This window comes from Streptomyces sp. FXJ1.172 (assembly GCF_001636945.3).
Taxonomy (GTDB): Bacteria; Actinomycetota; Actinomycetes; order Streptomycetales; family Streptomycetaceae; genus Streptomyces.
In genome coordinates, this window is sequence record NZ_CP119134.1 from 243,069 (window position 1) to 268,336 (window position 25,268).

General features: G+C 70.2%; 24 protein-coding genes and 1 pseudogene. 14 read left to right on the forward strand and 11 right to left on the reverse strand.

What is annotated here, in order from left to right; genetic code table 11:
- Positions 1-18: 18 nt before the first annotated feature.
- The 3 genes and pseudogenes from A6P39_RS42895 to A6P39_RS42905 all read right to left on the reverse strand — a co-directional run.
- Positions 19-339, reverse strand: a pseudogene (locus tag A6P39_RS42895) (helix-turn-helix domain-containing protein); the annotation flags it as partial.
- Positions 340-486: 147 nt separating this feature from the next.
- Positions 487-2,088, reverse strand: a complete 1,602-nt coding sequence (locus tag A6P39_RS42900; protein WP_331454231.1) for an ISL3 family transposase — start codon at positions 2,086-2,088, stop codon at positions 487-489.
- A 467-nt stretch (positions 2,089-2,555) separates the two neighbouring features.
- On the reverse strand, positions 2,556-2,876 hold the full coding sequence (locus tag A6P39_RS42905; protein ID WP_275884366.1) for a hypothetical protein: 321 nt from the start codon (positions 2,874-2,876) through the stop codon (positions 2,556-2,558).
- A 181-nt stretch (positions 2,877-3,057) separates the two neighbouring features.
- Here A6P39_RS42905 and A6P39_RS42910 point away from each other — a divergent pair, with 181 nt between their 5' ends.
- The 3 genes from A6P39_RS42910 (at position 3,058) to A6P39_RS42920 (ending at position 5,223) form a co-directional block, all read left to right on the forward strand.
- Entirely contained in the window at positions 3,058-3,450 is a 393-nt protein-coding gene (locus A6P39_RS42910) for a hypothetical protein (RefSeq protein ID WP_275884367.1), read from the forward strand.
- 7 nt (positions 3,451-3,457) lie between these two features.
- Positions 3,458-4,498, forward strand: a complete 1,041-nt coding sequence (locus A6P39_RS42915) for a type VII secretion system-associated protein (protein ID WP_275884368.1) — start codon at positions 3,458-3,460, stop codon at positions 4,496-4,498.
- A 212-nt stretch (positions 4,499-4,710) separates the two neighbouring features.
- Positions 4,711-5,223, forward strand: a complete 513-nt coding sequence (locus A6P39_RS42920; protein ID WP_275884369.1) for a hypothetical protein — start codon at positions 4,711-4,713, stop codon at positions 5,221-5,223.
- A gap of 35 nt (positions 5,224-5,258) precedes the next feature.
- On the opposite strand, the gene A6P39_RS42925 is transcribed toward A6P39_RS42920, so the two are convergent.
- Positions 5,259-5,684, reverse strand: a complete 426-nt coding sequence (locus A6P39_RS42925; RefSeq protein WP_275884370.1) for a DUF6924 domain-containing protein — start codon at positions 5,682-5,684, stop codon at positions 5,259-5,261.
- Between the two features lie 269 nt (positions 5,685-5,953).
- Here A6P39_RS42925 and A6P39_RS42930 point away from each other — a divergent pair, with 269 nt between their 5' ends.
- From A6P39_RS42930 to A6P39_RS42955, 6 genes are all read left to right on the forward strand, one after another.
- Positions 5,954-6,379, forward strand: coding sequence for a peptidase inhibitor family I36 protein (locus A6P39_RS42930; protein WP_275884371.1), 426 nt, complete (start codon positions 5,954-5,956; stop codon positions 6,377-6,379).
- A gap of 297 nt (positions 6,380-6,676) precedes the next feature.
- Positions 6,677-8,410 (forward strand): ubiquinone-dependent pyruvate dehydrogenase, encoded by a 1,734-nt coding sequence (gene poxB / locus A6P39_RS42935; protein ID WP_275884372.1) that lies wholly within the window; start codon positions 6,677-6,679, stop codon positions 8,408-8,410.
- Positions 8,411-8,527: 117 nt separating this feature from the next.
- Positions 8,528-9,058, forward strand: a complete 531-nt coding sequence (locus A6P39_RS42940; protein WP_275884402.1) for a MarR family winged helix-turn-helix transcriptional regulator — start codon at positions 8,528-8,530, stop codon at positions 9,056-9,058.
- 13 nt (positions 9,059-9,071) lie between these two features.
- Entirely contained in the window at positions 9,072-10,793 is a 1,722-nt protein-coding gene (locus A6P39_RS42945; protein WP_331454232.1) for an MDR family MFS transporter, read from the forward strand.
- A gap of 174 nt (positions 10,794-10,967) precedes the next feature.
- Positions 10,968-11,162, forward strand: coding sequence for a hypothetical protein (locus A6P39_RS42950; RefSeq protein ID WP_275884373.1), 195 nt, complete (start codon positions 10,968-10,970; stop codon positions 11,160-11,162).
- 342 nt (positions 11,163-11,504) lie between these two features.
- Positions 11,505-12,695, forward strand: a complete 1,191-nt coding sequence (locus A6P39_RS42955; protein WP_375991266.1) for a ThuA domain-containing protein — start codon at positions 11,505-11,507, stop codon at positions 12,693-12,695.
- Between the two features lie 35 nt (positions 12,696-12,730).
- On the opposite strand, the gene A6P39_RS42960 is transcribed toward A6P39_RS42955, so the two are convergent.
- Complete coding sequence (locus tag A6P39_RS42960; protein WP_275884375.1) at positions 12,731-13,165, reverse strand: hypothetical protein; 435 nt, start codon at positions 13,163-13,165, stop codon at positions 12,731-12,733.
- A 236-nt stretch (positions 13,166-13,401) separates the two neighbouring features.
- Positions 13,402-13,851, reverse strand: coding sequence for a class I SAM-dependent methyltransferase (locus tag A6P39_RS42965; RefSeq protein ID WP_275884376.1), 450 nt, complete (start codon positions 13,849-13,851; stop codon positions 13,402-13,404).
- 154 nt (positions 13,852-14,005) lie between these two features.
- Between A6P39_RS42965 and A6P39_RS42970 the strand changes: the two genes are divergently transcribed.
- The 3 genes from A6P39_RS42970 to A6P39_RS42980 are packed head-to-tail and all read left to right on the forward strand — an operon-like array spanning position 14,006 to position 16,636.
- A complete protein-coding gene (locus A6P39_RS42970) occupies positions 14,006-14,914 on the forward strand; it encodes a YcaO-like family protein (RefSeq protein ID WP_275884377.1) in 909 nt (302 codons plus the stop codon).
- Positions 14,847-15,185, forward strand: coding sequence for a YcaO-like family protein (locus A6P39_RS42975; RefSeq protein WP_275884378.1), 339 nt, complete (start codon positions 14,847-14,849; stop codon positions 15,183-15,185). The genes A6P39_RS42970 and A6P39_RS42975 overlap by 68 nt, the downstream gene beginning before the upstream one ends.
- Before the next feature lie 23 nt (positions 15,186-15,208).
- Positions 15,209-16,636 carry a TfuA-like protein gene (locus A6P39_RS42980; protein ID WP_275884379.1) on the forward strand — a complete coding sequence of 476 codons (1,428 nt, stop codon included), beginning with the start codon at positions 15,209-15,211 and terminating at the stop codon, positions 16,634-16,636.
- 45 nt (positions 16,637-16,681) lie between these two features.
- Here A6P39_RS42980 and A6P39_RS42985 read toward each other — a convergent pair whose 3' ends face one another.
- The 5 genes from A6P39_RS42985 to A6P39_RS43005 all read right to left on the reverse strand — a co-directional run bounded on the left by A6P39_RS42985 (position 16,682) and on the right by A6P39_RS43005 (position 23,055).
- On the reverse strand, positions 16,682-17,695 hold the full coding sequence (locus A6P39_RS42985) for a YeiH family protein (RefSeq protein ID WP_275884403.1): 1,014 nt from the start codon (positions 17,693-17,695) through the stop codon (positions 16,682-16,684).
- Positions 17,696-17,744: 49 nt separating this feature from the next.
- Positions 17,745-18,317: a cysteine dioxygenase family protein gene (locus A6P39_RS42990; RefSeq protein ID WP_275884380.1), complete on the reverse strand. Its 573-nt coding sequence runs from the start codon at positions 18,315-18,317 to the stop codon at positions 17,745-17,747.
- A gap of 106 nt (positions 18,318-18,423) precedes the next feature.
- Positions 18,424-19,329: a LysR family transcriptional regulator gene (locus tag A6P39_RS42995; protein ID WP_275884381.1), complete on the reverse strand. Its 906-nt coding sequence runs from the start codon at positions 19,327-19,329 to the stop codon at positions 18,424-18,426.
- 210 nt (positions 19,330-19,539) lie between these two features.
- A complete protein-coding gene (locus A6P39_RS43000) occupies positions 19,540-19,785 on the reverse strand; it encodes a hypothetical protein (protein WP_275884382.1) in 246 nt (81 codons plus the stop codon).
- Positions 19,786-20,526: 741 nt separating this feature from the next.
- On the reverse strand, positions 20,527-23,055 hold the full coding sequence (locus A6P39_RS43005; RefSeq protein ID WP_275884383.1) for an FtsX-like permease family protein: 2,529 nt from the start codon (positions 23,053-23,055) through the stop codon (positions 20,527-20,529).
- Between the two features lie 185 nt (positions 23,056-23,240).
- Between A6P39_RS43005 and A6P39_RS43010 the strand changes: the two genes are divergently transcribed.
- Both A6P39_RS43010 and A6P39_RS43015 read left to right on the forward strand, forming a co-directional pair.
- On the forward strand, positions 23,241-24,515 hold the full coding sequence (locus A6P39_RS43010; protein WP_275884384.1) for a sensor histidine kinase: 1,275 nt from the start codon (positions 23,241-23,243) through the stop codon (positions 24,513-24,515).
- Positions 24,512-25,240, forward strand: a complete 729-nt coding sequence (locus tag A6P39_RS43015) for a response regulator (protein ID WP_275884385.1) — start codon at positions 24,512-24,514, stop codon at positions 25,238-25,240. The genes A6P39_RS43010 and A6P39_RS43015 overlap by 4 nt, the downstream gene beginning before the upstream one ends.
- The last annotated feature ends 28 nt before the right edge of the window (positions 25,241-25,268 follow it).

Sequence of the window (25,268 nt, forward strand, 5' to 3'; positions counted from 1 at the left end):
TGGCGGCTTCTCTCGGTGAGGTGTCCTCGGCAAGTACGCCGGCCGCAGCTCGCGCACCCGTTCCTTGAGGATGGTCATCCCGCGCTGCCAGCCGATCCGCTCCGCGATCACCGTCGCCGGCATCGTCGGCGTCTCCCGCAGCAGCTCGCGGATCTGCACCTCGACCGTGTCCACGGCCGAGCCCGTCGCCGGACGCTCGTACTTCGGGGGCCGGTCATGCGCCAGCGCGCGTTTCACCGTGTTCTTCGAGATGCCCAGGTGCCGGGCGATCGCCCGGATCGGCGTCTGCTCGGCCCGGTGCAGCCGGCGGATCTCTGCCCAGTCCTCCACGTGGATCATCTCTTCCCTCCTGACCTTGATCACCAAGGCCAGGGCCAGATGAAGATCGCCAAGTGGGTCAGATTTGATACGCCGTCAGAGAGTCAGGGTTCGGGTTCTGGATCACTTCTGGGCTCTGTCGCTGATTTGGGGGTGTCAGTCGGTTGATCAAGGTGACAGGAGGATGTGGCGTCGCAGGAGGTCGAAGTTGGCCCGGCCGTACATCTGTCTCTTCAGGAGCTTGATTCTGGTGACGTTGCCCTCGACTGCTCCTGAGGTGAAGGTGGTGGTCAGGGCAGCGAGTACTGCTGCGCGGTCGCGGCGTATGCCGGCGGCCAGAGTGCGGAGTTCTCGTTGTCCGTCGAGGCGGACGTCGGCGAGCCAGACGTCGAGGGCCAGGTGCTCGCTGCGGCGTTCGCGCACCATCGAGGCCAGTCGCCGGGCGTATTCGGTGGTTGTGGCCAGTGCGAGGCTGCGTTCGCACAGTTCGCCGAGGCACTTGCGCTCGGTGTCGGTGAGGTGTTCGGGCCGGCGCATGATCCAGTTGGTGACCCGGCGGACGGTCAGATGGGGCAGCGGAGCATCCGGCGGGATGGCCCCGGTGCGGTAGGGCCGCAGGTGGCGGCGGACGGTGTTGATGTCTCCGCGGTAACCCAGCTGCTGGATCTCCCGGGTGAGTGCCGCGGCGTTGGTGCAGCCCTCCATCCAGCGGTGATGCAGATAGAGCCGGTAGTCGTCGATCATGCTTGGCCGGTGGGTTGCCGCGACGAGGAGCTGCTCGACATCGGCGGCCCGTGCGAAGCGCAGGACGGTGCCGCGGCTGAGGCGTAGTTCACGGGCGATGGCGCGCAGGCTGTCGCCGCGTTCGATGCGTTCGTGGATCTGCTGGTGGCGTTCGCGAGTGCCGGCGGCCAGCGGCCGCTGCCGTCCGTGCACGTCGAGTTCGCCCAGGGTGGTGGGACGGACGTCGTCCCGGCCGGCCTGGACGGTGAGGGGTTCTCGCAGGTCGGCGCGGTGTCGTCCGACTATGCGCTCGACGGCCTCGGCGAGGTTGTGCAGCAGGTGCCAAGCATCAGCAACTTGCCGGGCCTGCGGTGCACCGGCGTGGGCGCCGTCGCGGAAGGAGCCGGCGCGGTCGCGGCAGACGACCCTCACCTCGGGGTGTTCGCGCAGCCAGGCGGCGAAGGTGTGCGCGGTTCGGTCCGTTAGGACGTCGACGGGGCGGTGGGTGTCCATGTCGACGAGGAGCGTTGCGTAAGTACGGCCGCGGCGCACGGCGAACTCGTCGACACCCAGGCATGGGACAGACTCCGGCTGCGGGAGGGGCAGTGCGCGAAGGAGGCGGAGCAGGGTGTCCTTGCCGGTGGTGATGGCCAGGCGTCCGCACAGACTGGCGCCAGCACGTCCGCCCAGGAACAGGGCGATGTCGGTGAGCTGGGCGGTGAGGGCATTCGTGCGGCGTGCGTGTCGACGCGTCAGGTCCGGGATCTGCTCGGCGAAGGTTCGACGTCCGCAACTGTTGTTGCCGCACACGAGACGACGTGCTCGCAGGTCCAGTCGCACCTGCCGACCAGCAACGGGACGGTCCGCCAGACACCGCTGGTAGTAGCAGTGCACTCGCGAGGATCTCCATCCACATCCCGGACAGGCGGCCGACCCCACCGTGGACCGCACGGCAAGACGGACCTCAGCGTCCCCAAGAACAACCTCTTCTACCTCGACTCCGGCCCCCTGAAGAAGGAGGTCAGCGAGGCGAACCACATCCCCCACGCACAGCTGATGCCCGCCTGCTCCTGATCGTCACCCACCCCCAAATCAGCGACAGAGCCCGGAAAGTGATCCAGAACCAGATTTCGGCGTCGTCGAGAGGCGGTTCGGTCAGGCACCTACTCGAATACAGTCGTCCTGGCGCCGTCTACGGCCAGAGGGCGAGCAAGGCCGCTCCGGCTACCGCAGTTCCGCCGACTACGAGACTGTCCTTGCTGCCTGAGCAACACACCGAGGGTGCCCGTCAAAGCGGTGCAAGCTCACACGTATACACAGCTGGGGTCGGAGGAGGCGGACGACTCGCTGCACTACCGGACTGAAACCTGGCGCGCTGGGAAAGGATCCGGCGCCTTGTGCCGTTCGAGTTGCACAAAACGGAAGCGCAGGTGCCGGAGGGGCCGCCTGCGATGCAGACGGCCCCTCCGGCACAGAGGGAGCTGCGTCCCCTCGTCACCTGACGGATGCCACGATCAGTTGTTGGCCCACTGGACGACATAGGGGGCCGTGCTTGTGCCTTCGGCGCCGAACTTCATGCCAGGCGAGTCGGCAGTCCAGCCACCGCGAGGAGAGGCCACGCCCTGGATGTCGAAGTTCTGACGGCTGACGTTGTACACGCCTCCGATGACAAACCCACCAGTACCGTCGATGTCGAACGTCTGGCACTCGCCGGGGTGCACCAGCGTGCTGTAGTAGCCCGTGGACCAGTGGATACGGGCGTCGTAATTGCCCTGGGCGCACAGCTGGACACGGTGATTGCTGATGGCCGCGGATGCGGGCGTCCCAGCAACCACGACAGCTCCAGCCGCAGCCAGTGCGATGGCGCCTACCGAAACCACGGATCGCCGGAACGGTCTCTGTCTGGTACGCATCATCTTTCCCTCTTCCGGAAAGCAAGGAACCGGCGGATCAGACCGAGTGACCTCGCTGTGAATGTCGTAGTGCCCATGCCGCCGTGTTCGTAGACGGTACGGAGTGCTCTCACCTGAGGAACGCAGCCAGCTTGCAGCCGAGTTCACGACGATCGACCACCTGGAACCAGGCCGACCCGAAAGCAGGCCAAGCCCGGTCGCCCGCGCACGGTCGGGCAGCGAGCACCACCTGATCGTCGACCGGACCGGGCATCCCGCTTCCGAAACGTCGCTGAGCGCCGTCACTGGATGTGACACCGGGCCGAACGGATCCCCGTTCCTTCAGAAACGATGGTTCGCTGCGCGTGTGACCGAAGGGCTGACTTCAGCGATCCAAGTCGTGCCGGCACCGCATCGTGAGGACGAATCGATGTGTGAACATGGCCGACACATGTGCATGCACCTCGCGACTGCGGACGATCAGGCAGGCGCGAACCATTTCTTCCCGAAGGACTGATGACCGGATGACCGACGTAGCCCGGACACCACAGCACGACGAACCGTTGGCCGATGTGCCGGACTCGATCCGGGAGGCCGCTCGGGTGGCCCCCGACCACTGGTTCGGCATCGTTGATCCGGCTTGGCATGGGGAGGACAATCCGCCGACCTGGGCGGTGGTCGGGCAGTACCGGTCAGACGCCGACGGCGAGGTGGTGGAATGGCAGTACAACGACGACTACCGCCCTTCCCCCAGCGCGAATGGCTGGTCGGCCCCCACCGATTCGATCGATGAGGCGATACAGCTCGCGGCCACCGGATACGGCCCGGAGGAAGATGTCTTCCTCCTGATCGTCGATGCCGAGGTCAGCGTGCTGCTCGCGCCCGACGGGCGCCCCGTCGAGGCGTGCAGTCCGGACGGTGCCCCAGTAGTTCCGGTCTTCACCTCCATCCCGCAGCTTCGGTCGGGCGGGCGTTACGCCTCGCGCAATGTTCTGGTTCGAGACCTCATCCGAGACCTTGCCGAAGAGACACAGCTCTATGTGAACCCCACTGGCGCTGTAAGCATGATCGTCGCTCCCGAGCGGTTGGCCTCGGCGACGGAGGAAGCTGGGGAGCAACCTGCGGCCGCTCCCCGAGCCGAGGAGGACATGCAAGCGGACGAGGACGCTCTTCGCCTGAGTGTGCCGGCGGTGCCGCTATTGAGTGATGGCCGTGACCGTGTGCGGCAGGTGGAGACCCTTGAGTTGCCCGAGCCGGAATCCGAGAGTGATTCCACACCCGGTCCGAGGCCTGAGCACGAATCCTCGCCTGTCGTCGACTCCGCGCGGAAGCCCGTCACCGTGTCCGAGTACGTGCCGGTGCCTGAGCCCGTGGCCCCTGCGGAGCCTGAAGCGGACTCCGAGTGGGAGCCGGAACCTCCTGCCTCGGAGGAGACCGAGGCCGACGACGAGTTCGACTCCGATGCCGGACCCGAGGAGAGCGAGGCCAGGCCCACGCCCGTGCTCACCACCGAGGACTATCTCGTCAGCATCCTGAGCGGTGGCGTCGACAAGCGAACACATTGACCTCCCCGGACACACAATCGGCGACTGAACACCGGTCGAGTCACCCGGTCTTGAACCGGTCCTGAGCGTCACGTCGTCCTGTGTCAAGGCGGTCGGCGTGCCAAGGCGATCGGCACACTGGGTCGGCCTGCTCGTCGGTTCACAGGTTCACACCTGCGTGTCGTCCTGACCTCGCTGGTGTCCCGCGGGGGATCAGCCGTCCCCTTCCGGCCATGTCCGAGCCGGAAGCCGAGCCGGAAGCCGAGCCGGAGAAGCCCGAACAACGATGGGAGGAGAGCGAGGAATCCGAGGAGGCGGAAGCGAGTCCCGCCGTTCCGGGCGTGACCGGGTCCGCGACCACCAGCGGTACTTCCGGGCAGTCGGCCAACGCCGCTGAGCCGGCCGCACAGGCCGCGGCGGCCACCAAGACGGCCGAGTCGTCGGACACGTCCGCCGCGACCGCGGACGCGGCCGGCGCATCCGACGATTCCACGAACAACTCGGCCAAGACGGCAACCAAGGCCGCCCCGGGCAGGCCGCACAAGAGTCTGCTGGCCGGGGCCGCCATCGTCGGCGCGCTCCTGGTCTCCGTGCCGTTCCTGATCAGTGGTGGCAACGGCGACAACGGGCGGTCGTCCGTGAAGGCGGGCGCCTCCCCGGGCACCGTCCTGGGCGGTCTCGCGGGGGCGATCCCCGGCGTGGTCGGCTCGGAGTCGCCGTCAAGGGACGGTGCGTCTCGACAGTGAACCGGGCGGCGGGGCCGGTGGGTTGCCCGGGCGGGTCAGAATCCGCGGAAGACGCCGTCCTCCTCGGCCGCGTCCACGAACTCCTCCCAGTCCATGTTGGCCGTGGCGATGTTGTTCTCGATCTCCCACAACTTAGCTGCGAAGACCCGAAGTTCGTCGAAGCCCTGCTCCGAACCGTCCTCGTCCTCATCCGTTTTCAGGACGGCCAGCAGTGGCATCTCCGCCTCCGTCAGTGCCTTCTTGTCCGCCACGATCAGCAGGCCGTCCTCGTCGGGGACGAGCGCGACGACCTGCTGGGTGGTCAGGTCGCGGTAAGCAAGGTCGTCCACGATATGCAGTTCGGCGACGAAGTCGTCCTCGTCCGGGGTAGTGACCACCGTGCGGACGGCCTGCCAGGCCGCCTCGTCGGAGAAGTCCGTACGGATCAGAAGGGTCTCTTCGGTCTGCGGCAGGCTCTTCACGGTCAGGTCTCCTGGAAGGGGTGGACAGGGCCGGACCATTGACGACCGGCACACGTGACGAACATGTTAGTGAATTTGAACCTTCATACGTATCAAAGCGTCACCGTCTTGGCAAGTGATGAGGAGCCGCGCACGGGTGGAGGCCGGGCACTGGTCTTGGGGTGGGCGGGTATGTCACCCATGGGGTAGGTGGCTATGTCACGTTTAATATGTATGAACAGCTAGCGCGGGTGAATCCCGCCTGGATCTCACACACAGGGGATGTCTTCATGAAGCACGGCAGCAGGACCGGCAGGTGGCGAGGCCTCGGCACCCCCTTGATCGCGCTGGCTCTCGCGGGAGCAGGTATCGGTGTGACGGCGGGCAGTGCGTCGGCGGCGACGGCCTGCCCGGCGGGCAGCGTCTGCCTCTACAAGGACGCGACCTACCAGGGCAGCGTCTCCATCCAGAGAATTCTCGTCGAGTCGCCTTACCAGATCGCGAACTTCGTCAACAGTCACTTCCAGGACGGGTCGACGATAGAGAACCAGGTGTCCTCCGTCATCAACAACAGCGACCGGACCCTGTGCATGTGGTCCAACAGGAACTTCCAGGGTCAGTACACCTGGGTCGTCACCAAGCACTTCTCCGCGCCCCAGATCACCAATGACGTCATGTCATCCGCCCGGACGGTCCCCGCCGGCCAGTCCTGCTGATACGTGTCGCACTGTTGGGCGCGCCACGCCTCGCATGCGGCCTGTGGCGGCGGAGTGGCCGGTCCAGGCGGGATGTGTTGGGTCCGCACTCCGGTGCGCAGCCGACAGTCGTCCGACCGAGTAGCTGAAGGCATCCCGGCACCGGCGAGGCAGTCATTCGACGGATGTTTGCCTAAAGTCGCCCGACCAGACTGATCAGGTGCTCGTCGCCCGTGGCGAGCCCCGGTGCGGGCGGCCTGCGCCCGTGCGGTTGTCCTTCCGCACCGGTCGCGCTCACGACCGTCGAAAGGCAACCATATGCGTACCTTCGCCGACCACGTCATCGCCTCGCTCAAGGCCTCCGGGGTGCGCCGTCTGTACGGCCTGCCCGGTGATTCGCTCAACGGTCTGACGGACGCCATACGCCGGGAGGACGACGTCGACTGGGTCCATGTGCGGCACGAGGAGAGCGCTGCCCTCGCGGCGGCGGCCGAGGCCGGGCTGACGGGGGAGCTGAACGTCTGCGTCGGCAGCTGTGGTCCGGGCAACCTGCACCTGATCAACGGGCTCTTCGACGCCCAGCGCAGCCGCGTGCCGGTCCTCGCCATCGCCGCCCAGATCCCGGGCGGCGAGATCGGGTCCGGCTACTTCCAGGAGACCCGCCCGCAGGAGCTGTTCGCCGACTGCAGCGTCTACGCGGAGGTCGTCACCAGCCCCGAGCACGGGCCCCGCATCCTGGAGATGGCGATGCGGGCGGCTGTCGAGCGCAGGGGAGTGGCGGTCGTCGTCGTACCCGGCGAGATCTTCCTCGGCAAGACCCCCCGCGACCTGGCCCCCACGGTGGTGCGCCCGGCCCGTAGCGTCGTCCGCCCGGACGACGAGGCCCTGCGCGAGGCCGCCGCGCTGCTGAACGACGGGAAGCGGGTGACGATCCTGGCGGGTGCCGGCGCGGCCGGTGCCCACGACGACCTGGTCCGGCTCGCCGAGACCCTCAAGGCGCCCGTCGTGCACGCCCTGCGCGGCAAGGAGTACGTCGAGTACGACAACCCGTACGACGTCGGGATGACCGGGCTGCTCGGCTTCGCCTCCGGCTACAAGGCGATCGAGGAGGCCGACACCCTGCTGATGCTGGGCACCGACTTCCCCTACCGGCAGTTCTATCCGCAGGCCGCGAAGGTCATCCAGCTCGACATCCGCGGCGAGCAGATAGGCCGCCGCACCCGTGTCGACCTGCCGCTGGTCGGCAGCGTCCGCGACACCCTGCCCGCGCTGCTGCCGCTGCTGACCGTCAAGAGCGGGCGGGGGCACCTCGACGGCGCCCTCGCCCACTATGCCCGTACCCGCAGGTCGCTGGACGCGCTCGCCGTCAACGACCGTGAACGCACCCCGATCCACCCGCAGTTCGTGGCGAGCACCCTAGATCGGCTCGCGGACGAGGACGCGGTCTTCACCGTGGACGTCGGTTCCCCGGTGGTGTGGGCGGCCCGCTATCTGACGTTCAACGGGCGGCGGCGGCTCATCGGGTCGTTCAACCACGGCACGATGGCCAACGCACTGCCGCACGCCGTGGGGGCGCAGGCGGCGTATCCGGGCAGGCAGGTGGTCTCGCTGTCGGGCGACGGCGGGCTCACCATGCTGCTCGGCGAGCTGTTCACGCTGCGGCAGAACCGGCTGCCCGCCAAGATCGTGGTCTTCAACAACGGCTCCCTGAACTTCGTCGAGCTGGAGATGAAGGCGGCCGGCATCGTCAACTACGCGACCGAGCTGGACAACCCGCAGCTCGCCGAGGTCGCCGCCGCGATCGGGCTGTGGGCCCGCAGGGTGGAGCGGCCCGGCGACCTGGAGGACGCCCTCAAGGGCGCCTTCGCCCACGAGGGACCGGCGCTGGTCGAGGTCATGACGGCCCGCCAGGAGCTGTCGGTGCCGCCCGCGGTCTCGCTGGAGCAGGCCAAGGGCTTCACCCTCTACGCCATCCGGACCGTCCTGTCCGGCCGGGGGGAGGAACTGCTCGACCTGGTCAACACCAATGTCGCCCGTCGGATCCTGCACTGACCCGGGGCGTCCCGAATACGTATCTCTTGCGGGTGCTTTACGGCACACCTGGATTGCTCGCCCGCCGTGATCGGGCAACTCCATGGTTGCCTTAAAGCAATGACATTGGAGGCGCATGTGGCCGAGAAGACCCAGTATGAGGAGCTGGTGCGTCAGCTGGGCGCCGTCGGGTCCGTGCGGCGGGAGCTGGACCGGATCCTCCCGGACGGCTGCTCCAGCGGGGTCGTCATGGTGCTGACGCTGCTTCGCCGCCACGGCGACATACGCATCGGCAGGCTCACGGAGCTGCTCGCCGTCGACATGTCGGTCGCCAGCCGCCACGTCACGCACCTGGCCGCACGAGGCTGGATCGACCGCAGCCCCGACCCCGCCGACCGGCGCTCGCGCATCCTGCGCCTGACCCCCGCGGGCCGGGCCCGGCTCGCCGAACTGTCGGACTGCGGCGCCCGGTTGCTAGCCGAGAGGCTGAACGACTGGAGCGACGAGGACGTCCGCCGGCTGACGTGGCTCATGGCCAGGCTCCGGGCGAGCTTCGACGACCCGGGGGCCGGACGGGCCCCGGGCGACGACCCGCTGGCCCGACGGACTCCGGCCGCCCAGCCGCCCGAGGACATCCCGTCCCCCCGTACACCCGCTGTCACCAGATAAGGAAACGAAACCCATGACAACCACACCAGGCGCCGGTGTGCGGGCTCACACCCGTCGCGAAGGAGGTTCCGCACCCGCGCCGACGACGGACGCGCCGATGACACACCCGCAGATCATGCGCGCGCTGTCGGGACTCCTGCTGGGCCTGTTCGCCGCGATCCTGTCCTCGACCGTCGTCACCAACGCCCTGCCGAGGATCATCAACGACCTCGGCGGCGGCCAGAGCGCCTACACCTGGGTCGTCACCGCCTCTCTGCTCGCCGTGACCGCGTCGACCCCCCTGTGGGGCAAACTCGCGGACCAGTTCAGCAAGAAGATTCTGGTCCAGTCGGCACTGGTGATCTACGTCATCGGCTCCCTGGTGGCCGGTTTCGCGCAGAACCCTGCCACGCTGATCAGCGCCCGTGTGATCCAAGGCCTGGGCGGTGGCGGTCTGTCCGCGCTGGCACAGGTCGTGCTGGCCGCGATGATCTCCCCGCGCGAGCGCGGGCGTTACTCGGGCTACCTGGGCGCCACCTTCGCCGTCGCCACCGTGGGCGGCCCGCTGCTCGGCGGTGTCATCACCGACACCAGCTGGCTCGGCTGGCGCTACTGCCTCTTCGTCGGCATCCCGTTCGCGCTGATCGCGCTGGTCGTCCTCCAGAAGACGCTGAACCTGCCGGTGGCCAGACGCAAGGTCAAGGTCGACTGGGCCGGCGCCTTCTTCGTCACCGCGGCAGTCTGCGTCCTGCTGATCTGGGTCACCTTCGCCGACGACAAGTACGAATGGCTGTCCTGGCAGACGTACACGCTGGTCGGCACGTCGATCGTGCTCACGGCCGTCTTTCTGTTCGTCGAGACGAAGGCCGGCGAGCCGATCATCCCGCTGCGGCTGTTCCGCAACCCCACCATCACCCTCGCCTGCATCGCCTCGCTGTTCGTCGGCATCGCGCTGTTCGCGGGCACCGTGTTCTTCAGCCAGTACTTCCAGCTGGCGCGCGGTGACTCCCCGACCAGGTCCGGCGTCATGACGATCCCGTTCATCGCCGGCCTGTTCCTCGCCTCCATGGTCTCCGGCCGGATCATCACCCGCACCGGCAGGTGGAAGGGCTGGCTGCTGTCCGGCGGCGTCCTGCTGACGGCGGGCCTGGCCCTACTCGGCATGCTCCGCTACGACACCGCGTACGTGTTCATCGCGCTGTGCATGGTGCTGATCGGCCTCGGCGTCGGCATGACGCTGCAGAACCTCGTGCTGTGCACCCAGAACCAGGTGGACCCGGCCGACCTGGGCGCCGCCTCCTCCACGGTGACCTTCTTCCGCTCCCTCGGCGGCGCGGTGGGCGTCTCGGTACTCGGCTCGATCCTCACCACCCGGATCGGCCACTACGCGAGCGAGACCATCACCCAGCTCGGCCCGCAGGACCGGGCGACGGCGGCCAAGGTCTCCGGCAGCGGCGAACTGCCGGACCTCGCCCTGCTGCCCGCCCCGGTCCGCACCTGGCTGGAGGGAGCCTACGGCCACGCCATCGGCGACATCTTCATGTATGTCGCACCCATCGCCCTGATCGCCTTCCTGGTGACCCTGTTCATCAAGGAGGTCCCGCTGCGCGCCTCCAGCGGCCTGGCTCAGGCGGCGCGGGCGGCACGGAGCGCCGAGGCCGTCGCCGGGACGCCTGCGCCGGCGGAGGCCGTCGCCCCGGACTCGCAGACTCCCGCACGGGTGACGCCCCCGGCACCGGACGGGACGACGTCCTGATCCCCTCCGCCCTGAGGCGACCGCCGCTTTCCCGGCCGTGCACATGTGCCCCACCCGTGCACCACCATCCGACTTCGTCACCATCTTGACAGGTGACGAATGGAGGCGCACGATGGTATCCGGTCCGGCCGTTGAGGCAGGACGCCGTCCACGGCGACGAGGTGGAGAAGCGACATGAACAAGGACGTCACGACGGACTCCGACGCGGCAGCACGGCACGCCCGCTTCGGCCGGCTTCCCGAGCGCATCCGCTTCGAGGACATGACTGAAGAGGTGGAGGCCGCCCCGGGTGGCGGAGGGAAGGCCGCGTACGACCCTGAGGGCTCGTGGAAGTACTACTCGTGCCTGGCGCTCGACCTCGGACTGTAGCCACGCGGAATACCGGCCGCGGGTCGCGGCGCACGCTGCCCGCGTCGGCGTGTCCGCTGTCCGCGCCGGCTCATCGCCGGCGCGGACAGCGGACACGTGTGGGAAACCTCCCTGTCGGCTTCTCGGCGCATGTGTCACACACTGCCCCGCTTCGCGTTCTTCAAGGAACCGAGAGTGATGCGATGGTCTGAACCAATTGACATGCTCATGCGCTGGGAGTTCAATGCGAGGCACCCACCCGTGGTGCCCGCAGAAGCGCACGAGGAAGGTTCCCCCATGATCACCTCCCGCGCACGACTACCCCTTGGCCGCCCACTGCCAAGACTGCTCGCCGTGTTCGCCATGTTCGCCGTGCTGTTCGCTGTCCAGGCGGGACCCGCGTCCCCGGCCCATGCCGCCACCCCTTTCAGGATGATCGCCTTCTACGACGGCACCTACGACGCGGCGCACATCAGCTTCGACCACGAAGCCAACGCCTGGTTCCCGCAAGCAGGCGCACAGAACGGGTTCACCTACACGGCGACCACGGACTGGAGCCGGCTCAACACCGCGAACCTGGCCGACTACCAGGTCGTCATGTTCCTCGACGACTACCCCCACACAGCCGCGCAGCAGTCCGCCTTCCAGACGTATGTCACCAACGGGGGCGGCTTCATCGGCTTCCACGTCTCGGCGTACAACGACGACACCAGCGACTGGCCCTGGTACCACAACACATTTCTCGGTACCGGCACGTTCCGGAGCAACTCCTGGGGACCCACCTCGGAGACGCTGGGCATCGACGATCCCACCCACGCGGCGACTGCCGGCCTGCCCGCCACCATCACGTCCTCGGTCAGCGAGTGGTACAGCTGGCAGAACGACCTGCGGCAGAACCCGGACATCGACATCCTGGCCTCGCTGGCACCGTCCACCTTCCCGGTGGGCACCGATCCCAACCAGACCTGGTACAGCGGCTACTACCCGATCGTGTGGTCCAACCGCCACTACAAGATGGTCTACAACAACTTCGGCCACAACGCGATGGACTACTCGACCAACACCACGCTGTCCTCCACCTTCGCGAGCGCCCAGCAGAACCAGCTGCTCCTCCAGGAGATCAAGTGGGCGGCAGGGCATTCCGGCCCGGTCACCCCTCCGCCCGCACGTGCCACCGGACCCATCCACGGGTACGGGGGCAAGTGCGCGGACGTGGCGGGCGCCAGCACCGCCAACGGCACCGCCGTACAGCTCTACGACTGCAACGGCACCGATGCACAGAACTGGTCGGTGGGCGGCACCGGTACGCTCAGCGCGCTGGGGAAGTGCATGGACGTGACGTCGGCCGGCACCGCCGACGGCACGAAGGTGCAGCTCTACGACTGCAACGGCACCGAATCACAGGTGTGGCAGCCCGGCGCGAACGGCTCCCTGCTCAACCCGCAGTCGGGCAAGTGCCTCGATGCGACCGGACCCAGTTCGGCCAACGGCACGCGCCTGCAGATCTGGTCGTGCACCGGAGCCGCCAACCAGAGCTGGACACTGCCTTCCTGAAGCCCGTGGCCCCGGGAGGGGCCACGGCCCAGTTCCTAGACGCCGGAGTCGCACGGCCATTTCTGGATGGATGCGATCCGGTTGTCCCACGACGAGCCGAGGCCGTAGTACCAGCCGTAGGCCTGGATCTTGAAGGTATTCCCAGCGCCCCAGGCGTACTCGGCCCCGCAGAACGTGGTACCGGTCTTGTTGATGATGGAGGAGATATTGGTGCCGAGGAAACCGTAGCTTTGGCTGATGTTGTTGAGCTTTCCGTTGTTTATGTCATTCCAGGTGACACCGATTCCGCTGCCCTGGAAGTTTCCCTGGTCCCAGATGCACAGAGCGTACTGACTGGTGCATGCACCCGATCCGGAGTTCGCCGGGAACCAGTTGTCCGCGGACGCCGAGCCCGAGGCGCTGAGGGTGATGGTGGCGGCCGACGCCCCGGCCAGTGCCAAGGTTACAAGGCGCCTCTTGAGGTTTCCCATTTTCTCCGACTTCCTTCCCGGTTTCTGCGGCGGATCAACGTCGCACAGTACAAACGGCGTTGAGGACGAGGAAGGTTCACCTGGCTTACCGCGTGCCGAGGCGGGCAGGCGGCTGGATCCAGCCCTTCCGACTGTCAGACAGATCCTCGGGAGGCGTGGCGCAGGGTCGCCAGGAAGGCGCGGTGTCCGTCGAGGCGGGGCAGCACCTGCTCCGCCGCGCGCAGCATGTTGTCCGCCTAAGCGCCTCCGAGTTCACGGCGCAGGTCTGCTTCGTGAGTGATCCACAGCCGGTACAGATTGCGCCACACCTGGGGTTCCTCTGGCCGCTCGTCCACGTGTTCGATCTCGAGACCGGCGCGTTCGACCTGCGCTCTCCACGCCTCCCCCGAGTCCCGGCGTACGGTGCGGGTGAGGACCGCGCGGGCACCGGGCGCGAGAACCCGGCGCATCTCCGCCAGCACGGACGTCCAGTCGGCCGTGCCGGTCACCACGTCCACGCAGACGAGGCCGTGCGCGCACCGGTCGGGCAGACCGGTCGCCTGTATCGTGCCCACCTGGAATCGGGCCCGACGGGGCGGTACGAATCGAGATCGCCGGGCTTCGGCGAGTTCGACGGCGGTGCTGGAGAGGTCGACGCCGACCAGGTCCGCGGCGAGGGCGCGGGCCAGCCACAGCCTCGCTACCACCGTGACCGACGATGACCGCGAACCGGTCGTAGAGGCCGTCGGCGGGTTCTGACGCTTCCTCCCCCGTCCCTGTCCGGGCCTGTGCGCCCGCCCGGGCAGGGACGGCTCCTGCCTCTGCGGCTCGTCCGGCTCCGTGAGAAGAGGAGGTGCTGAGATGCGGGGACAACCCCTGCCCCAGGCGGGCTCTCCTGCTCCGCCTGCCTGCGAAAAGATCATTTTCTCCGGTACCCACCGGGTGCGTCCCGCGGAAGACACCTGGGAGTGGATCCAGCCGGTCCTGCCGGAATGCGGCATCACCCGGGTCGCGGACGTCACCTGGCTCGACGAGATCGGCATTCCGGTCTTCCAGGCGATACGTCCCAACGCCCACACCCTGTCGGTCTCCCAGGGCAAGGGCATCACCGCCACATTGGCCCGGGTTTCCGCTGCCATGGAAGCCATTGAGGTATGGCATGCGGAGCATCCCCGAGTGCCGGTGACGACCGCCACCGTCGAGCACATGGAACAGGCGCTGGGATACCGTCTCGACACACTGCCCCTCGCTCCCCGCCACTTCATCGGCCCGGACTGCCGGCTCGACTGGTATCCGGCCACCCGGATCGATGGGCAGGGCGAGTCGTACGTACCCGCCTCTTTGCTGCGTCTGGACTCCTGCGTCACGGGTGGGTGGACGCCGGCCGCCTTCCGGGCCACCAGCAATGGCTTGGCCAGCGGAAACGTACCGGACGAAGCCTTGCTCCACGGCATGTACGAGGTGATGGAACGTGATGCGTCCGCGCGTGCCAGACGGAACGGTACGGCACGGCCGGTCGACCTCTCCTCCGTGGACGACGCCTCGTGCCTCCGTCTCCTGGAACGTTTCGAGTCAGCAGGGGTGCAGGTCACCGTGCGTGCTCTGGCCAGTCCCATCGGTGTCCCCTCCTTCGACGCCACGATCACGAGCCCCCCTCTTCCCGGTACTTTTCGGAGGCACCGGAACCCATCTGGACGCGGGCGTGACCCTGAGCCGGGCGCTCACCGAGGCGGCACAGTCACGCGCGACGGCGATCGCGGGAGCACGTGACGACATCGGGCAGGCCCCGTACCGAGAAGCCCACTTCTTCTCGGTGAACCGCTCCCCGGCCGCACCACTCGAGGCCCGCGACGCGATGGACTTCACCCCCATCATTTCGACCCCGCTGCGCGACCTGCGCGATGAGACGGTGCACCTGGCGCGCCGGATCGAGTCGGTGACAGGGAGTCCGCCGCTCTATGTCGATCTCACGCGACCGGACATTTGCATCCCGGTCGTTCACGTGGTCTGTCCGGGAGCGCTCAGCGACACCGCCCACTGAGCCGAGGAAAGGGGTAGTCGTACATGACGAAGAAGTACTGCTTCGTGGGCCCGAGTCTGCCGGATGCCGCGGAGCTGACCGCCGGCACCCGCGTCGAGCTGCTGCCACCGGTTGCCGCGGGCGATTTGGGGCGTCTCGAGGTGGGAGCAGGGGACGTGGTCGCCATCATCGACGGCTATTCCCACCAGCGGAGATCCGTGCGGCACAAGGAGATCCTTGATCTCCTCGGCCGCGAGGTGCGCGTTCTGGGCGCGTCGGGCATGGGGGCACTCAGAGCCGGCGAGCTGGACCGTTTCGGCATGCAGGGCATCGGCCGGATCTACGCCGACTTCCGCGACGGCCGCCTGGAAGCCGATGACGAGGTGACGCTCCTGCACAGCCCCGAGGACGAGGGCTACCGGCCGCACTCGGAGCCGCTCGTGTGCATGAGGGCCACCTTCGCGGCAGCCGTCCGGTCCGGCGTGTGCGATGCCCTGACCGCCGACCGACTGATCAGCGTGTTCTCCCAGCGTCCTTTCGGATGGCGCTCCTACAGCGCGCTCGAGGAGGCCGGCGCGGAAGCCGGACTCGAGGCGACGACGGTCCGGGCACTCCAGCGGTACTGCGTCACCTACCGCCAGGACCCCAAACGCGAGGACGCGCTGGCCCTGCTGGACCACCTGCGAGCCGACGACCCCGGTGAGCCGGACGTACAGCCGCCGCCTTTGCGGGTGCACCGGACGGTCTTTCTCTACGCCTGGCAACTCGCCGCCCGCGCCGCCTGCGGGGCGCGAAACTCGCCCCGGACCAGCGCCCTCAGCCTGCTGCGCGCCCGCCAACTGTTCGCGTACGACTACCCGCTCCATCATCGGAACATGACACTGCGCACCCTGGCGTCCCGGTGCGCCGAGGAGTGTGGGGAACGGGCGGGCGGCGACACGGAGGCGGAACGGGCCCTGCGGCACGGGGAGCACGGCGGTCTCTACCGCCTGCCCGCGGACCGCGAGCGACTGGGATTCCTGAACCCGTGGCTGACTCCCGCCGAGACTGGTCTGCCGCCGGCCGAACAGCTGACCATCGCTCTCGTCAGGTCCTGCCGCACGATCCTGAGACTTCCCTGGGACGAAATCGCCATGTCGCTCATGGAGAACGAGCCCGTCGGAGACGTAGCCCTGCAGTTCGTCCAGCACGCCTGGGAGGTCAACGACCGGGTCCGGGAGAATCGTCCCGGCCTTCGCCTCGACGCGGTTCCCCGCACCAAGGTGACGGAGCTTCTCGCCTCCTACTGGGGCGCACCGATGGGCGAGCTCGAACTGGCGGCCCTGGACCGCGGTTTCGCCTCGACGGACAACGCGGTCGCCGCCGCGCGGCCCTTCTACCTCTCCGCCCGGTACAACGAGGCAGCCGCCCGATCGCTGGCAACGTCCCTGACAGCACGCCAGTTCCGCCGCCACCCGGAGGACGCCGGCTGAAGGACCCCGGCGACCGCGCGGCCACAGCGAGCCGGACCACCGGACTCATGTGGTCAGCAGGACGCCGGCGTACGACAGCCCGGCCACCACCACCCAGGACGCCGCCCCGAGCAGCAGCATGCGCCGGCCGGACGCGCCCCCCAGTGTGCTCAGGTTCACCGCCGCACCGAGGCCGAAGAGAGCCGACGCCAACACGAAGTGCTGCACCGCGGCGGCGCAGTCGAGCACCTCGGTGCCGAGCAGTTGGGTACTGCGCAGCACCATCATCGCCAGGAATCCGGCTACGAAGAGGGGGAGTGCCGGAGGCCGTTTCTCGCCCGCGATCGCCCACGCTCGCCCGGACCGGCGCAGGGCGAGGGCTGTCCCCGCGGTCAGCGGGGCGAGCAGGACCACCCTCATCAGCTTGACCAGCACGGCCTCGCGCAGGGCGAGCGGACCGGCGGTCTGTGCGGTGGCGACCACCTGGCCGACGTCGTGGACGCTGGCCCCCGCCCACCGGCCGAACTGCGTGGCGGTCATGCCCAGGGCGGTGTGCAGCACGGGCAGTACCGCGATCGCGAGCGTCCCGCACAACGTGACCAGCGCGACCGCGCCCGCCACGTCGTCCTCCTCGCTCCTGGTCACCTGGCCCACCGCGCCGATGGCCGAGGCGCCGCAGATCGCATAGCCGGCGGCCACCAGCACCGGGACGTCGCCGGGCAGACCCAACCGCCGGCCCAGCCAATAGGTGCCGACGAGGGTGGCGAGGACGACGCACACCACCATCCCGGCCGTGGGCAGGCCGAGCCCCGCCACGTCGGTCACACTGAGCTGGAGTCCGAGCAGGACCACGCCGGCCCGCATCAGCCGCTTCGCCGCCACGGCCAGCCCGGCCCTGGCCGACGTACGCACGAACACCCGGACTTTGGGCAGATGGGCGGCCGCGACCCCGAGTACGACCGCGAGGGTGAGCGTCGGCACGGCGGGCAGCGCCTCGTGCAGCGCCGTCGCCATCAGCACACCGGCCGCCGCCAGTGCCAGACCGGGTACGGCGCGATGCCGGGACCACGCCCTGAGCAGGAGGGGAGGGAGCGATCTGTCGTGGACGTCGTGGACTTCGTTCACGGCGTCAGTCGCGCTCGCCGTCAGGGCGCTCGTACACGCGTCGCACACTGGTTCCCAGACGGACCACGTCGGCGCCGTAGACATGGATCGAGATCGCCGTGCCGGCCCCGGAGTTGCGCACCTCGTGAATGTCACCGGGCGGGGCGAAGCCGCAGACGGAGCCCACCGGGTTGGTCACCACCTCCGTGGCGACCAGACGGGCGGCGGCCCCCTCGGGCACGAGGCGGTAGCGGTGCTCGCTCTCCGTCCCCTGGTGGACACCCGTCACGCACCAGGAGACGTGGTCGTGGACCGGGGTGCGCTGACCGGGCAGCCAGACGAGCGCCACCACTGAGAAGCTGCCGTCCGGTTCGGCGTGCAGCACATGCTGCGTGTAGCGCTCGGGTGAGCCGACGCGCTGTTCGGCGGTGAGCAGCCCGGGATCCGCGAGGTAGCCGCGCAGCGCCGTCGCGGCCAGGCCGGCGGAGCGCGCGGGGCTCAGCCCACGCGCCACCACGGCCCGGACGTCCGCTGTCAGGGCTGCCGCCGTCTCGGTGACGCGCGCACGGTCGGGCGCGGTCGCGGTGGTTGTTCTCATGCGCAGCAGCTTCCGGGCCGCCGTACGCCGGCGTCCAAGCAGCGTTTCTTCGCTCGTCCCTACCGCCGCTTATGCGAGCCGGAATGGGGGCGGGTGTCGCGGCGGGTCAGCAGCCGTTCCGGGCGGCGGCCGCCGAACGTATGTGCTCCAGCACCAACTGGGTGGCCGGCAGGTGCACATGGTCGCGCAACGCGTACGCACCGACCCGGCGGACGACGTTCGGCTCGATCAGCCGGCCGGTCACCTGACGCTGGTTGAGGTGGGAGAGCACCAGTGAGGGGGCCACCGCTACGCCCACACCGGCCGCCACCAGGCTCTGCAGTGCGAGATTGTCGTCGGTGGAGAAGACGACGTCCGGTTCGAATCCTTCCTCGGCGCAGATCCGCAGCAGGTTCACCCGGCACCGCGAGCAGCCCGCGACCCAGCGTTCCCGGGCCAGCTCGGCGAGGCGCACGGCACGACGGCGGACCAGCGGATGGCCGGCCGGCAGCAGGACCACCAGCCGGTCCTCCAGGAGGTCGATCTCCGCCAGCTGGGGCGGGACTTCGGCGCGCAGACCCGGATAGCCGAAGGACAGCGCGAGGTCGCATGCGCCGGTCAGCACCCTGTGCAGGGACTCGGGTGGCTCCGCCTCCTGCAGTTCCACCCGTACGGCGGGGTGGTCCGCCAGCAGTGTGGCCACCGCGTCCGGGATCAGCGTGGCGTTGGCGCTGGGGAAGGCGCAGACACGGACCCGGCCCGCGCGCAGCCGCGCCAGCGCCTGGAGCTGCTGCTGGGCGTCACGCAGTCTGCCCAGGATGTCCTCCGCGTGCCGGGCCAGCGCCTGCCCGGCCTGGGTGACGCACATCCGCCGGCCCTTGCGGGTGAACAGGGGCATGCCCGCCTCCCGCTCCAGCGCCCGGATCTGCTGCGTGACAGCGGGCTGGGTGTAGCCCAGGGAACGTGCGGCGGCGGTGAACGAACCGGTGGTGACCACCTCGTGGAAGGTACGAAGGCGTCGGGAGTCCAACATGTGCCGATCATAAGCGCAGGTTATGCGGCGGTGGCCGAAGGTGTGTTCCGGCGGAGTCCTCACACCCTCCGTTCGTCCCGGTGACGCGTTCACCGTCTCCAGGAGCTGATGTGTCACAGCGCATGTGCCTTGTCCCGGGTCCGTGACGGGGCTCCTGCGGGCCCGTCACGGATCTGTCGCTGTAACGGGCCCGAAGCCCCGCCCCGTCCGTCAACCGCCCACGCGGCCCGCCACACGGAACGAGACCGCGACCGGCGCCGTCCAGTAGGCTGTGTCCGTGCGCGGGAGCACCGACCCCGTGAACAGTCCCGGCCGGGTGACGGCCCGCGCGTCGAGGCGTATGGTGAACGACGCGCTCGCGCCCGGCCGCAGGACCAGCCGGCCGGGGCGCTCCGACAGCCAGGCCGCATCGCCCTCCGTCTGGTCCCAGCCCGGCAACTGCCGCGCGGTGGCCACCGGGTGCGCGAAGCGGCCCTGTTTGTGACGACGGGGGCCCCGGCCGCCAGAGGGGCGGGACCGGGGCGGGACCGAGGACCGCGAGCAGGGCCGCGCCGACGAACGCCGCACCATGATGCGACGGTCTGCGCCGGCTGATACGACCGCCGACTCACTCTTGACGCGCGCGACCCCCGCGGTCGCTCAGGCGCGGGAGTCCGCAGCGTCACCTGAGCCGTCGGTGCGGGTGCCGGCCGCTCTCAGCAAGTTGTTGTACGTCCGCCTCAGGAGTTTCGCCGCCTGGCACAGGCCGCCTGCATGCCCGCACTGCCGGCAGGTGCGTACGTGCTCCTGGTACGAGACATGTGCTTGCTCGAGCGGGCGGTGATCCGGCTGCATGGCTCTTCCTCAGATGCGTCGTCCGGCTGGCTCCGGCGGACGAGCCGAGCCTTGCCTGCCCCGCTTCGCGGCACACGTAGCGTCGCGATGCGGGGCAGAGTCCTGTGGGACGGCCGCCCCCGGCCTTACGGGGGATTGGGCCGAGGGCAACCGTCCCTTTCTCCACGACCCACGGCGCCCTGATCGTCACCCTGGTCGTGGAGAGCCTTTCCATGGGTTCAACGACGGTGGACGGGGCCGGGGTTCACGCAATTCACGGGAAATTACGGCCGTGCCCGTCATAACCGGTCTCCGGCACACGTATGCGTGTGTCTCGTCTATGTGCCTTTCCTCCGGTTTCACCCGGCTGTCCAGGCCCCCCTCTCACCCCACCTCGCCGCCCACCGCCCGCGTCACGGGCACCCTCGCCGCCCGCACCCCGGGCCCGAGCGAAGCGAGCACACCGACGAGGCCCGCGCCGAAGAGCAGCGCCGACAGGGCGGCCCAGGGCACCGAGATCACCGCCCCGTGCTGCCCGGCCACCGCCGCCACCCCCGCCGCACCGCCCGCAAGGATGCCCAGCCCGGCGCCCAGCGCCGACACCACCACCGACTCCACCCGCAGCATCGACCGCACCCCGGCCCGGTCCAGGCCCACCGCGCGCAGCAGCCCGATCTCCCGCGCCCGCTCGAAGACCGCCATGCCCATCGTGTTGGCCACACCCAGGGCCGCGACGGCGAGCGTGACGCTGAGCATCGCGTACAGGACCGACAACAGCGGCCCGAACCCTCGCTCGGCGTCCCGTCCCGCGTCCGCCCGGTCCTCGACGAGCAGCACCGGATTGTGCAGAGCCCGGCGGATCTCCTCCTTCACGGCAGCCGTCCGGCCCGGCTCGGCACGCACCAGCACCGAGGTCACCTCACCGGCGGGCACACCGCCCTGGGCCACCGCGCTCTCGGGCAGCAGGGCGGGGCCGAGGGCGTCAGGACCGTCGTAGACCGCGACGATCCTGCGGTCCAGCGCCGCGCCGTCCGACGCGCCCTCGGCCGGCGCGTTCTCGTCCGACAGCTCCGTGCCGGTGACGCGGTCGCCCACCCGCCACCCGTGCTCCTGGGCGAGGTCCCGCGTGACCGCGATGCCGCCGGCCAGCCCGGCGAGGTCGCCGGAGCGCACCCTGAGATCGCCGAGGCGGCCCTCGACCACGGCGTGCGGATCCACGACCACCGTCTGCAGATCGGACCCGTCGCGCAGGCGGAAGTCGGCCGCGCGCACCGAGCTGACCGCCGCCACCCGGGGCAGCCGCGCGACCTGAGCGGCCGTGTGCGCGCCGATCTCGGCGAAGTCGACCGCGGTGATCCTGAGGTCCGTCGGCATGGTGGCCTCCGCCTCCCGCCCCGCCGTGGCGCTCAGCGAGGACAGCGCCACGGTGACCGCGCTGACGAGCGCCACGCACACGGTCAGCGCCCCGGCGGTCGCGGCCGTACGCCGGGGATTGCGGCGCGCGTTGCCCAGCGCCAGGGTGCCGCGCACTCCCGTCAGCCCCCGCAGCGGCGCCCGCAGCACGTGGGTGACGGCCCGTGCGAGCTGCGGGGTGAGCAGGATCAGCCCGGCCAGCAGCACCGCGGTAGCGAGGCACAGGACCCCGAGGTCCCCCGTGCCCGCCGCCATCAGCAGCGCGCCGGCCGCCGTGACGACCAGCCCGATCCGGTTCCGGCGCCGCAGCGCGACCGCCGGAGCCGGCAGGTCGGTGCGCAGCGCCGCCACCGGGGCGACGGCTGCGGCCCGCAACGCCGGGACGTACGCGGCGGCCGCCGTGCATCCCACGCCGACGCCGAGGGCCGTCAGCAGTGCCAGAGGGGAAACAACGTCGAGTGGAGCCGAGCTCGCCGGGCCGGCGGCCGGTCCGAACAGCGTGGCGAGCGAAGCGGCCACGCCGACGCCGAGCGCGTATCCGGCCACGGCCGCCGCGCCGCCGACGACGGCCGCCTCGGCGAGCACCATGCCCAGCACCCGGCGGCGGCTCGCGCCCACGGCGCGCAGCAGGGCGTGCTCACGGGCCCGCACGGCGCTGAGCATGGTGAAAGTGTTGCTGACCAGGAAGGCGGAGACGAACAGGGCGATGCCGGCGAAGAGCAGCAGCAGCGTGCCGAGCTTCTCGCGGTCGGGCGCCGCGGCGGCCTCCGCGTCCAGCCGCGCGCGGGTCACCGCCGACAGGCCCGGCGGCAGGAGCCGCGACACCTGCCGAGCGAGGGCAGCGGGGGAGGTGCCGGGCGCGGCCGTCAGGGTCACCGACTCGTACCGGCCGGGCGCCGGGGCGAGCAGCGCGCGTGCGGTGGCGCCGTCGAACGCGGTGACCGTGCCGCCGGCGGCGGTGGCGGGGTCGTCCACGGTGAAGACACCCGTGAGCCGGGCGGAGCGGACCTCGCCCGCGACGACGACCCGCACCCGGTCACCGACCCGGTATCCGGCGCGCCCGGCCGACCACCGGTCCACGGCAATCTCGCCGGGGCGCCGCGGGCCGCGCCCCTCGGCCATCGCACAGCGGGGATCGGCACCGCGCGCGTCCGGTACGAAGTCCACGCCCACGTCGTCGGAGGGCGGCCCCACCAGGCTGCCGCCGCGCGCCACGAGGAAGGCCGGGCCGCGCAGGGTGCCCCGGGCCGCCGCGACCCCGGGCAGCGCGGTGAGCCGCCGCCGCAGGCCCTCGCCGGGCGTCACGCCGTCACCGGTGGGACGCACCTCCACGGACACGTCGGGGCGCGAGGCCCGCTGGAGCCGCTCGGCACCCCGCGCCAGGGACTGGGTGTAGAGCAGGGAGCCGCTGACACAGGCGACCCCGATCAGCACCGCCAGGGCGGGCAGTACGAAGCGGTGCCGGTCGCGGAGCACGGAGCGCACGACGGTACGGAGCATGGGGCCTTCCGGTGGTGCGGGCGAAGGGAGTACGACGCCGTGGGAGCCGGCGGACGGTCCGATCCTCGCCGGGGCCGGGAACGCGCGGATCGACCGGAGGACCGAATGTCCGGCCCGCGGGCCGTGCGTGCCTCGGCCGAACGGTCGAGGCGGAGGCGCCCGGCAGCGCCGTAACCTCGGCGGTCATGAACCAGTTCTTCGACGTCCCGGCCGGAGGCAGGCGCGTCGCGGCGCTCTGCGCGGCGGCGCTGCTCCTCGCCGCGGTGGCGACCGAGGGCGCGGACACCGGCTCCGTGCCCATGGCCGCGGCCTGGACGGTGTCCGGCGCTCTGCTGTCGGCCGCCGTCGCCGTGCGCCGTGGCCGCTTCGACGCGGTGGCCGCCGCGGGCGTTGTCGCGTCCTGCCTGGTGACCCTGGTGAACACCCAGCTGGCCGCCCGGCCGGAGGCGACGTTCGGGCTCGTCGAGACCTGTGCCCTGCTGCTGGTCGTCGTCCGATCGACGCGCCTGCGTCCGCCGCTGCGAGCCACCGCCCTGGCCGGGGGAGCGCTGGTCGCGCTCACCGTGATCGTCCTGCGGCTCCCGCCCGCCGAGTACAAGCGACTGGTGCCGTTCGTGGCACCCGCCTTCTGGTTCGCCGCCGCCCTGGCGACGGTGCTGGGCCTGTACCTCCGGCTGCTCGACCGCTACCGCGCGCAGGACCACGAGGCCGGGCTCCAGGCGCAACGCCTCGACTACGCGCGGGAACTGCACGACTTCGTCGGCCACCACGTGACCGCGATCGTCGCCCAGATCAAGGCCGTGCGGTACGTGACGGCGGCCGGGCGTCCCCCGTCGCCGCAGGAACTGGACGGCATGCTGGCGGCCGTCGAGGAGGCCGGATCGCAGGCCATGCGGTCGATGCACGGCATGGTGGCGGTCCTGCGCAGCCCCGGCGGCCCGGCGGCCCCCGCGGGGCCGGGCGGCCAACTCGCCGACCTGCGCACCCTGACGGAACGGATCTCGGCGACCGGTCCGGCCACCACCCTCACCCTCGACCCCCGCCTCGCCGCCGGCGGTCTGCCGCCCGGCATCGCCACCACCGTGCACCATGTCGTCCGCGAGGCCCTGACCAACGTGCGCAAGCACGCCCGCCGGGCCAGGACGGTCACGGTCGACGTACGGCTGGACGGCGACACCGCCCGCCCGGCCGTCCTCGTGGCGGTGACCGACGACGGCCCGGACGCCGCCGCGCACGGCGACGCTCCTCCGCACCCGACCGACGGCCCGGCCGCGGCCCCGCGCGAACCGCGCAGCGGCTACGGCCTGGCCGGGCTGTCGGAACGCGCCGCGATGGTCGGCGGCACCGTCACCGCCGGGGCGCGCGCGGATGTGGGCTGGGTCGTCGAGGCACGTGTCCCGCTTCCCGGGCCGCTCCCGCTGCCCGGGGACGACCGGAGGACTGCCACCCTGGACGCATGACGATCAGCATCCTCATCGCCGACGACCAGCCGATGATCCGCTCGGCCTACGGCATGATCCTCGGCTCGCAGCCCGACATGGAGATCGTCGCCCAGGTGGCCGACGGCACCACCGCCGTACGGGAGGCCCGGCGGCTGCGCCCCGACGTGTGCCTGCTCGACATCAGGATGCCGGGCCTCGACGGCCTGGAGGCGACGCGGCTGCTCGCGGGCCCGGAGGCGGCCGACCCGCTGAGAGTGCTCATCGCCACCACCTTCGACCTGGACGAGTACGTCTACCAGGCCCTGCGCAACGGCGCCTGCGGCTTCCTCCTCAAGGACGGCTCTCCCGCACTGCTGGTCGAGGCCGTGCGGGCGGTGGCCGCCGACAACGCCCTGATCTCCCCGGCGGTCACGGTCCGCCTGCTCAGACACATGACCATCGCCGCGTCCGAGGCCGCCTCCGGGAAGACACCGGACCGGCGGCACGGCGCGCCCGGCACCCGCGCGACGGGACTCGAACTCCCGCTCACCTCCCGTGAGATGGACGTCGTACGACTCCTCGCGCGCGGCCGCACCAACGAGGAACTGGCGGCCGAACTCCACATCTCCCTCTCCACCGTCAAGACACACCTCGGCAGCGTCCAGCGCAAGCTCGCCGCCCGTAACCGGGTGGAGATCGCCGCCTGGGCCTGGGAGAACGGCGTGTGCGCAGCCCGGCAGGAGCCGCGGGGGCCCGCGGACTGACGCGGCGCGGCCGCCGGGGAACCCGCCC

Excerpts from the sequence above, each read along its gene's own strand:
- A6P39_RS42915 (WP_275884368.1), top strand. The coding sequence starts at position 3,458 with ATGACCGACGTAGCCCGGACACCACAGCACGACGAACCGTTGGCCGAT.
- A6P39_RS42920 (WP_275884369.1), top strand. The coding sequence starts at position 4,711 with ATGTCCGAGCCGGAAGCCGAGCCGGAAGCCGAGCCGGAGAAGCCCGAA.
- A6P39_RS42930 (WP_275884371.1), top strand. The coding sequence starts at position 5,954 with ATGAAGCACGGCAGCAGGACCGGCAGGTGGCGAGGCCTCGGCACCCCC.
- poxB (WP_275884372.1), top strand. The coding sequence starts at position 6,677 with ATGCGTACCTTCGCCGACCACGTCATCGCCTCGCTCAAGGCCTCCGGG.
- A6P39_RS42945 (WP_331454232.1), top strand. The coding sequence starts at position 9,072 with ATGACAACCACACCAGGCGCCGGTGTGCGGGCTCACACCCGTCGCGAA.
- A6P39_RS42950 (WP_275884373.1), top strand. The coding sequence starts at position 10,968 with ATGAACAAGGACGTCACGACGGACTCCGACGCGGCAGCACGGCACGCC.
- A6P39_RS42955 (WP_375991266.1), top strand. The coding sequence starts at position 11,505 with ATGTTCGCCGTGCTGTTCGCTGTCCAGGCGGGACCCGCGTCCCCGGCC.
- A6P39_RS42960 (WP_275884375.1), bottom strand. The coding sequence starts at position 13,165 with ATGGGAAACCTCAAGAGGCGCCTTGTAACCTTGGCACTGGCCGGGGCG.
- A6P39_RS42970 (WP_275884377.1), top strand. The coding sequence starts at position 14,006 with ATGCGGGGACAACCCCTGCCCCAGGCGGGCTCTCCTGCTCCGCCTGCC.
- A6P39_RS42980 (WP_275884379.1), top strand. The coding sequence starts at position 15,209 with ATGACGAAGAAGTACTGCTTCGTGGGCCCGAGTCTGCCGGATGCCGCG.
- A6P39_RS42990 (WP_275884380.1), bottom strand. The coding sequence starts at position 18,317 with ATGAGAACAACCACCGCGACCGCGCCCGACCGTGCGCGCGTCACCGAG.
- A6P39_RS42995 (WP_275884381.1), bottom strand. The coding sequence starts at position 19,329 with ATGTTGGACTCCCGACGCCTTCGTACCTTCCACGAGGTGGTCACCACC.
- A6P39_RS43005 (WP_275884383.1), bottom strand. The coding sequence starts at position 23,055 with ATGCTCCGTACCGTCGTGCGCTCCGTGCTCCGCGACCGGCACCGCTTC.
- A6P39_RS43010 (WP_275884384.1), top strand. The coding sequence starts at position 23,241 with ATGAACCAGTTCTTCGACGTCCCGGCCGGAGGCAGGCGCGTCGCGGCG.
- A6P39_RS43015 (WP_275884385.1), top strand. The coding sequence starts at position 24,512 with ATGACGATCAGCATCCTCATCGCCGACGACCAGCCGATGATCCGCTCG.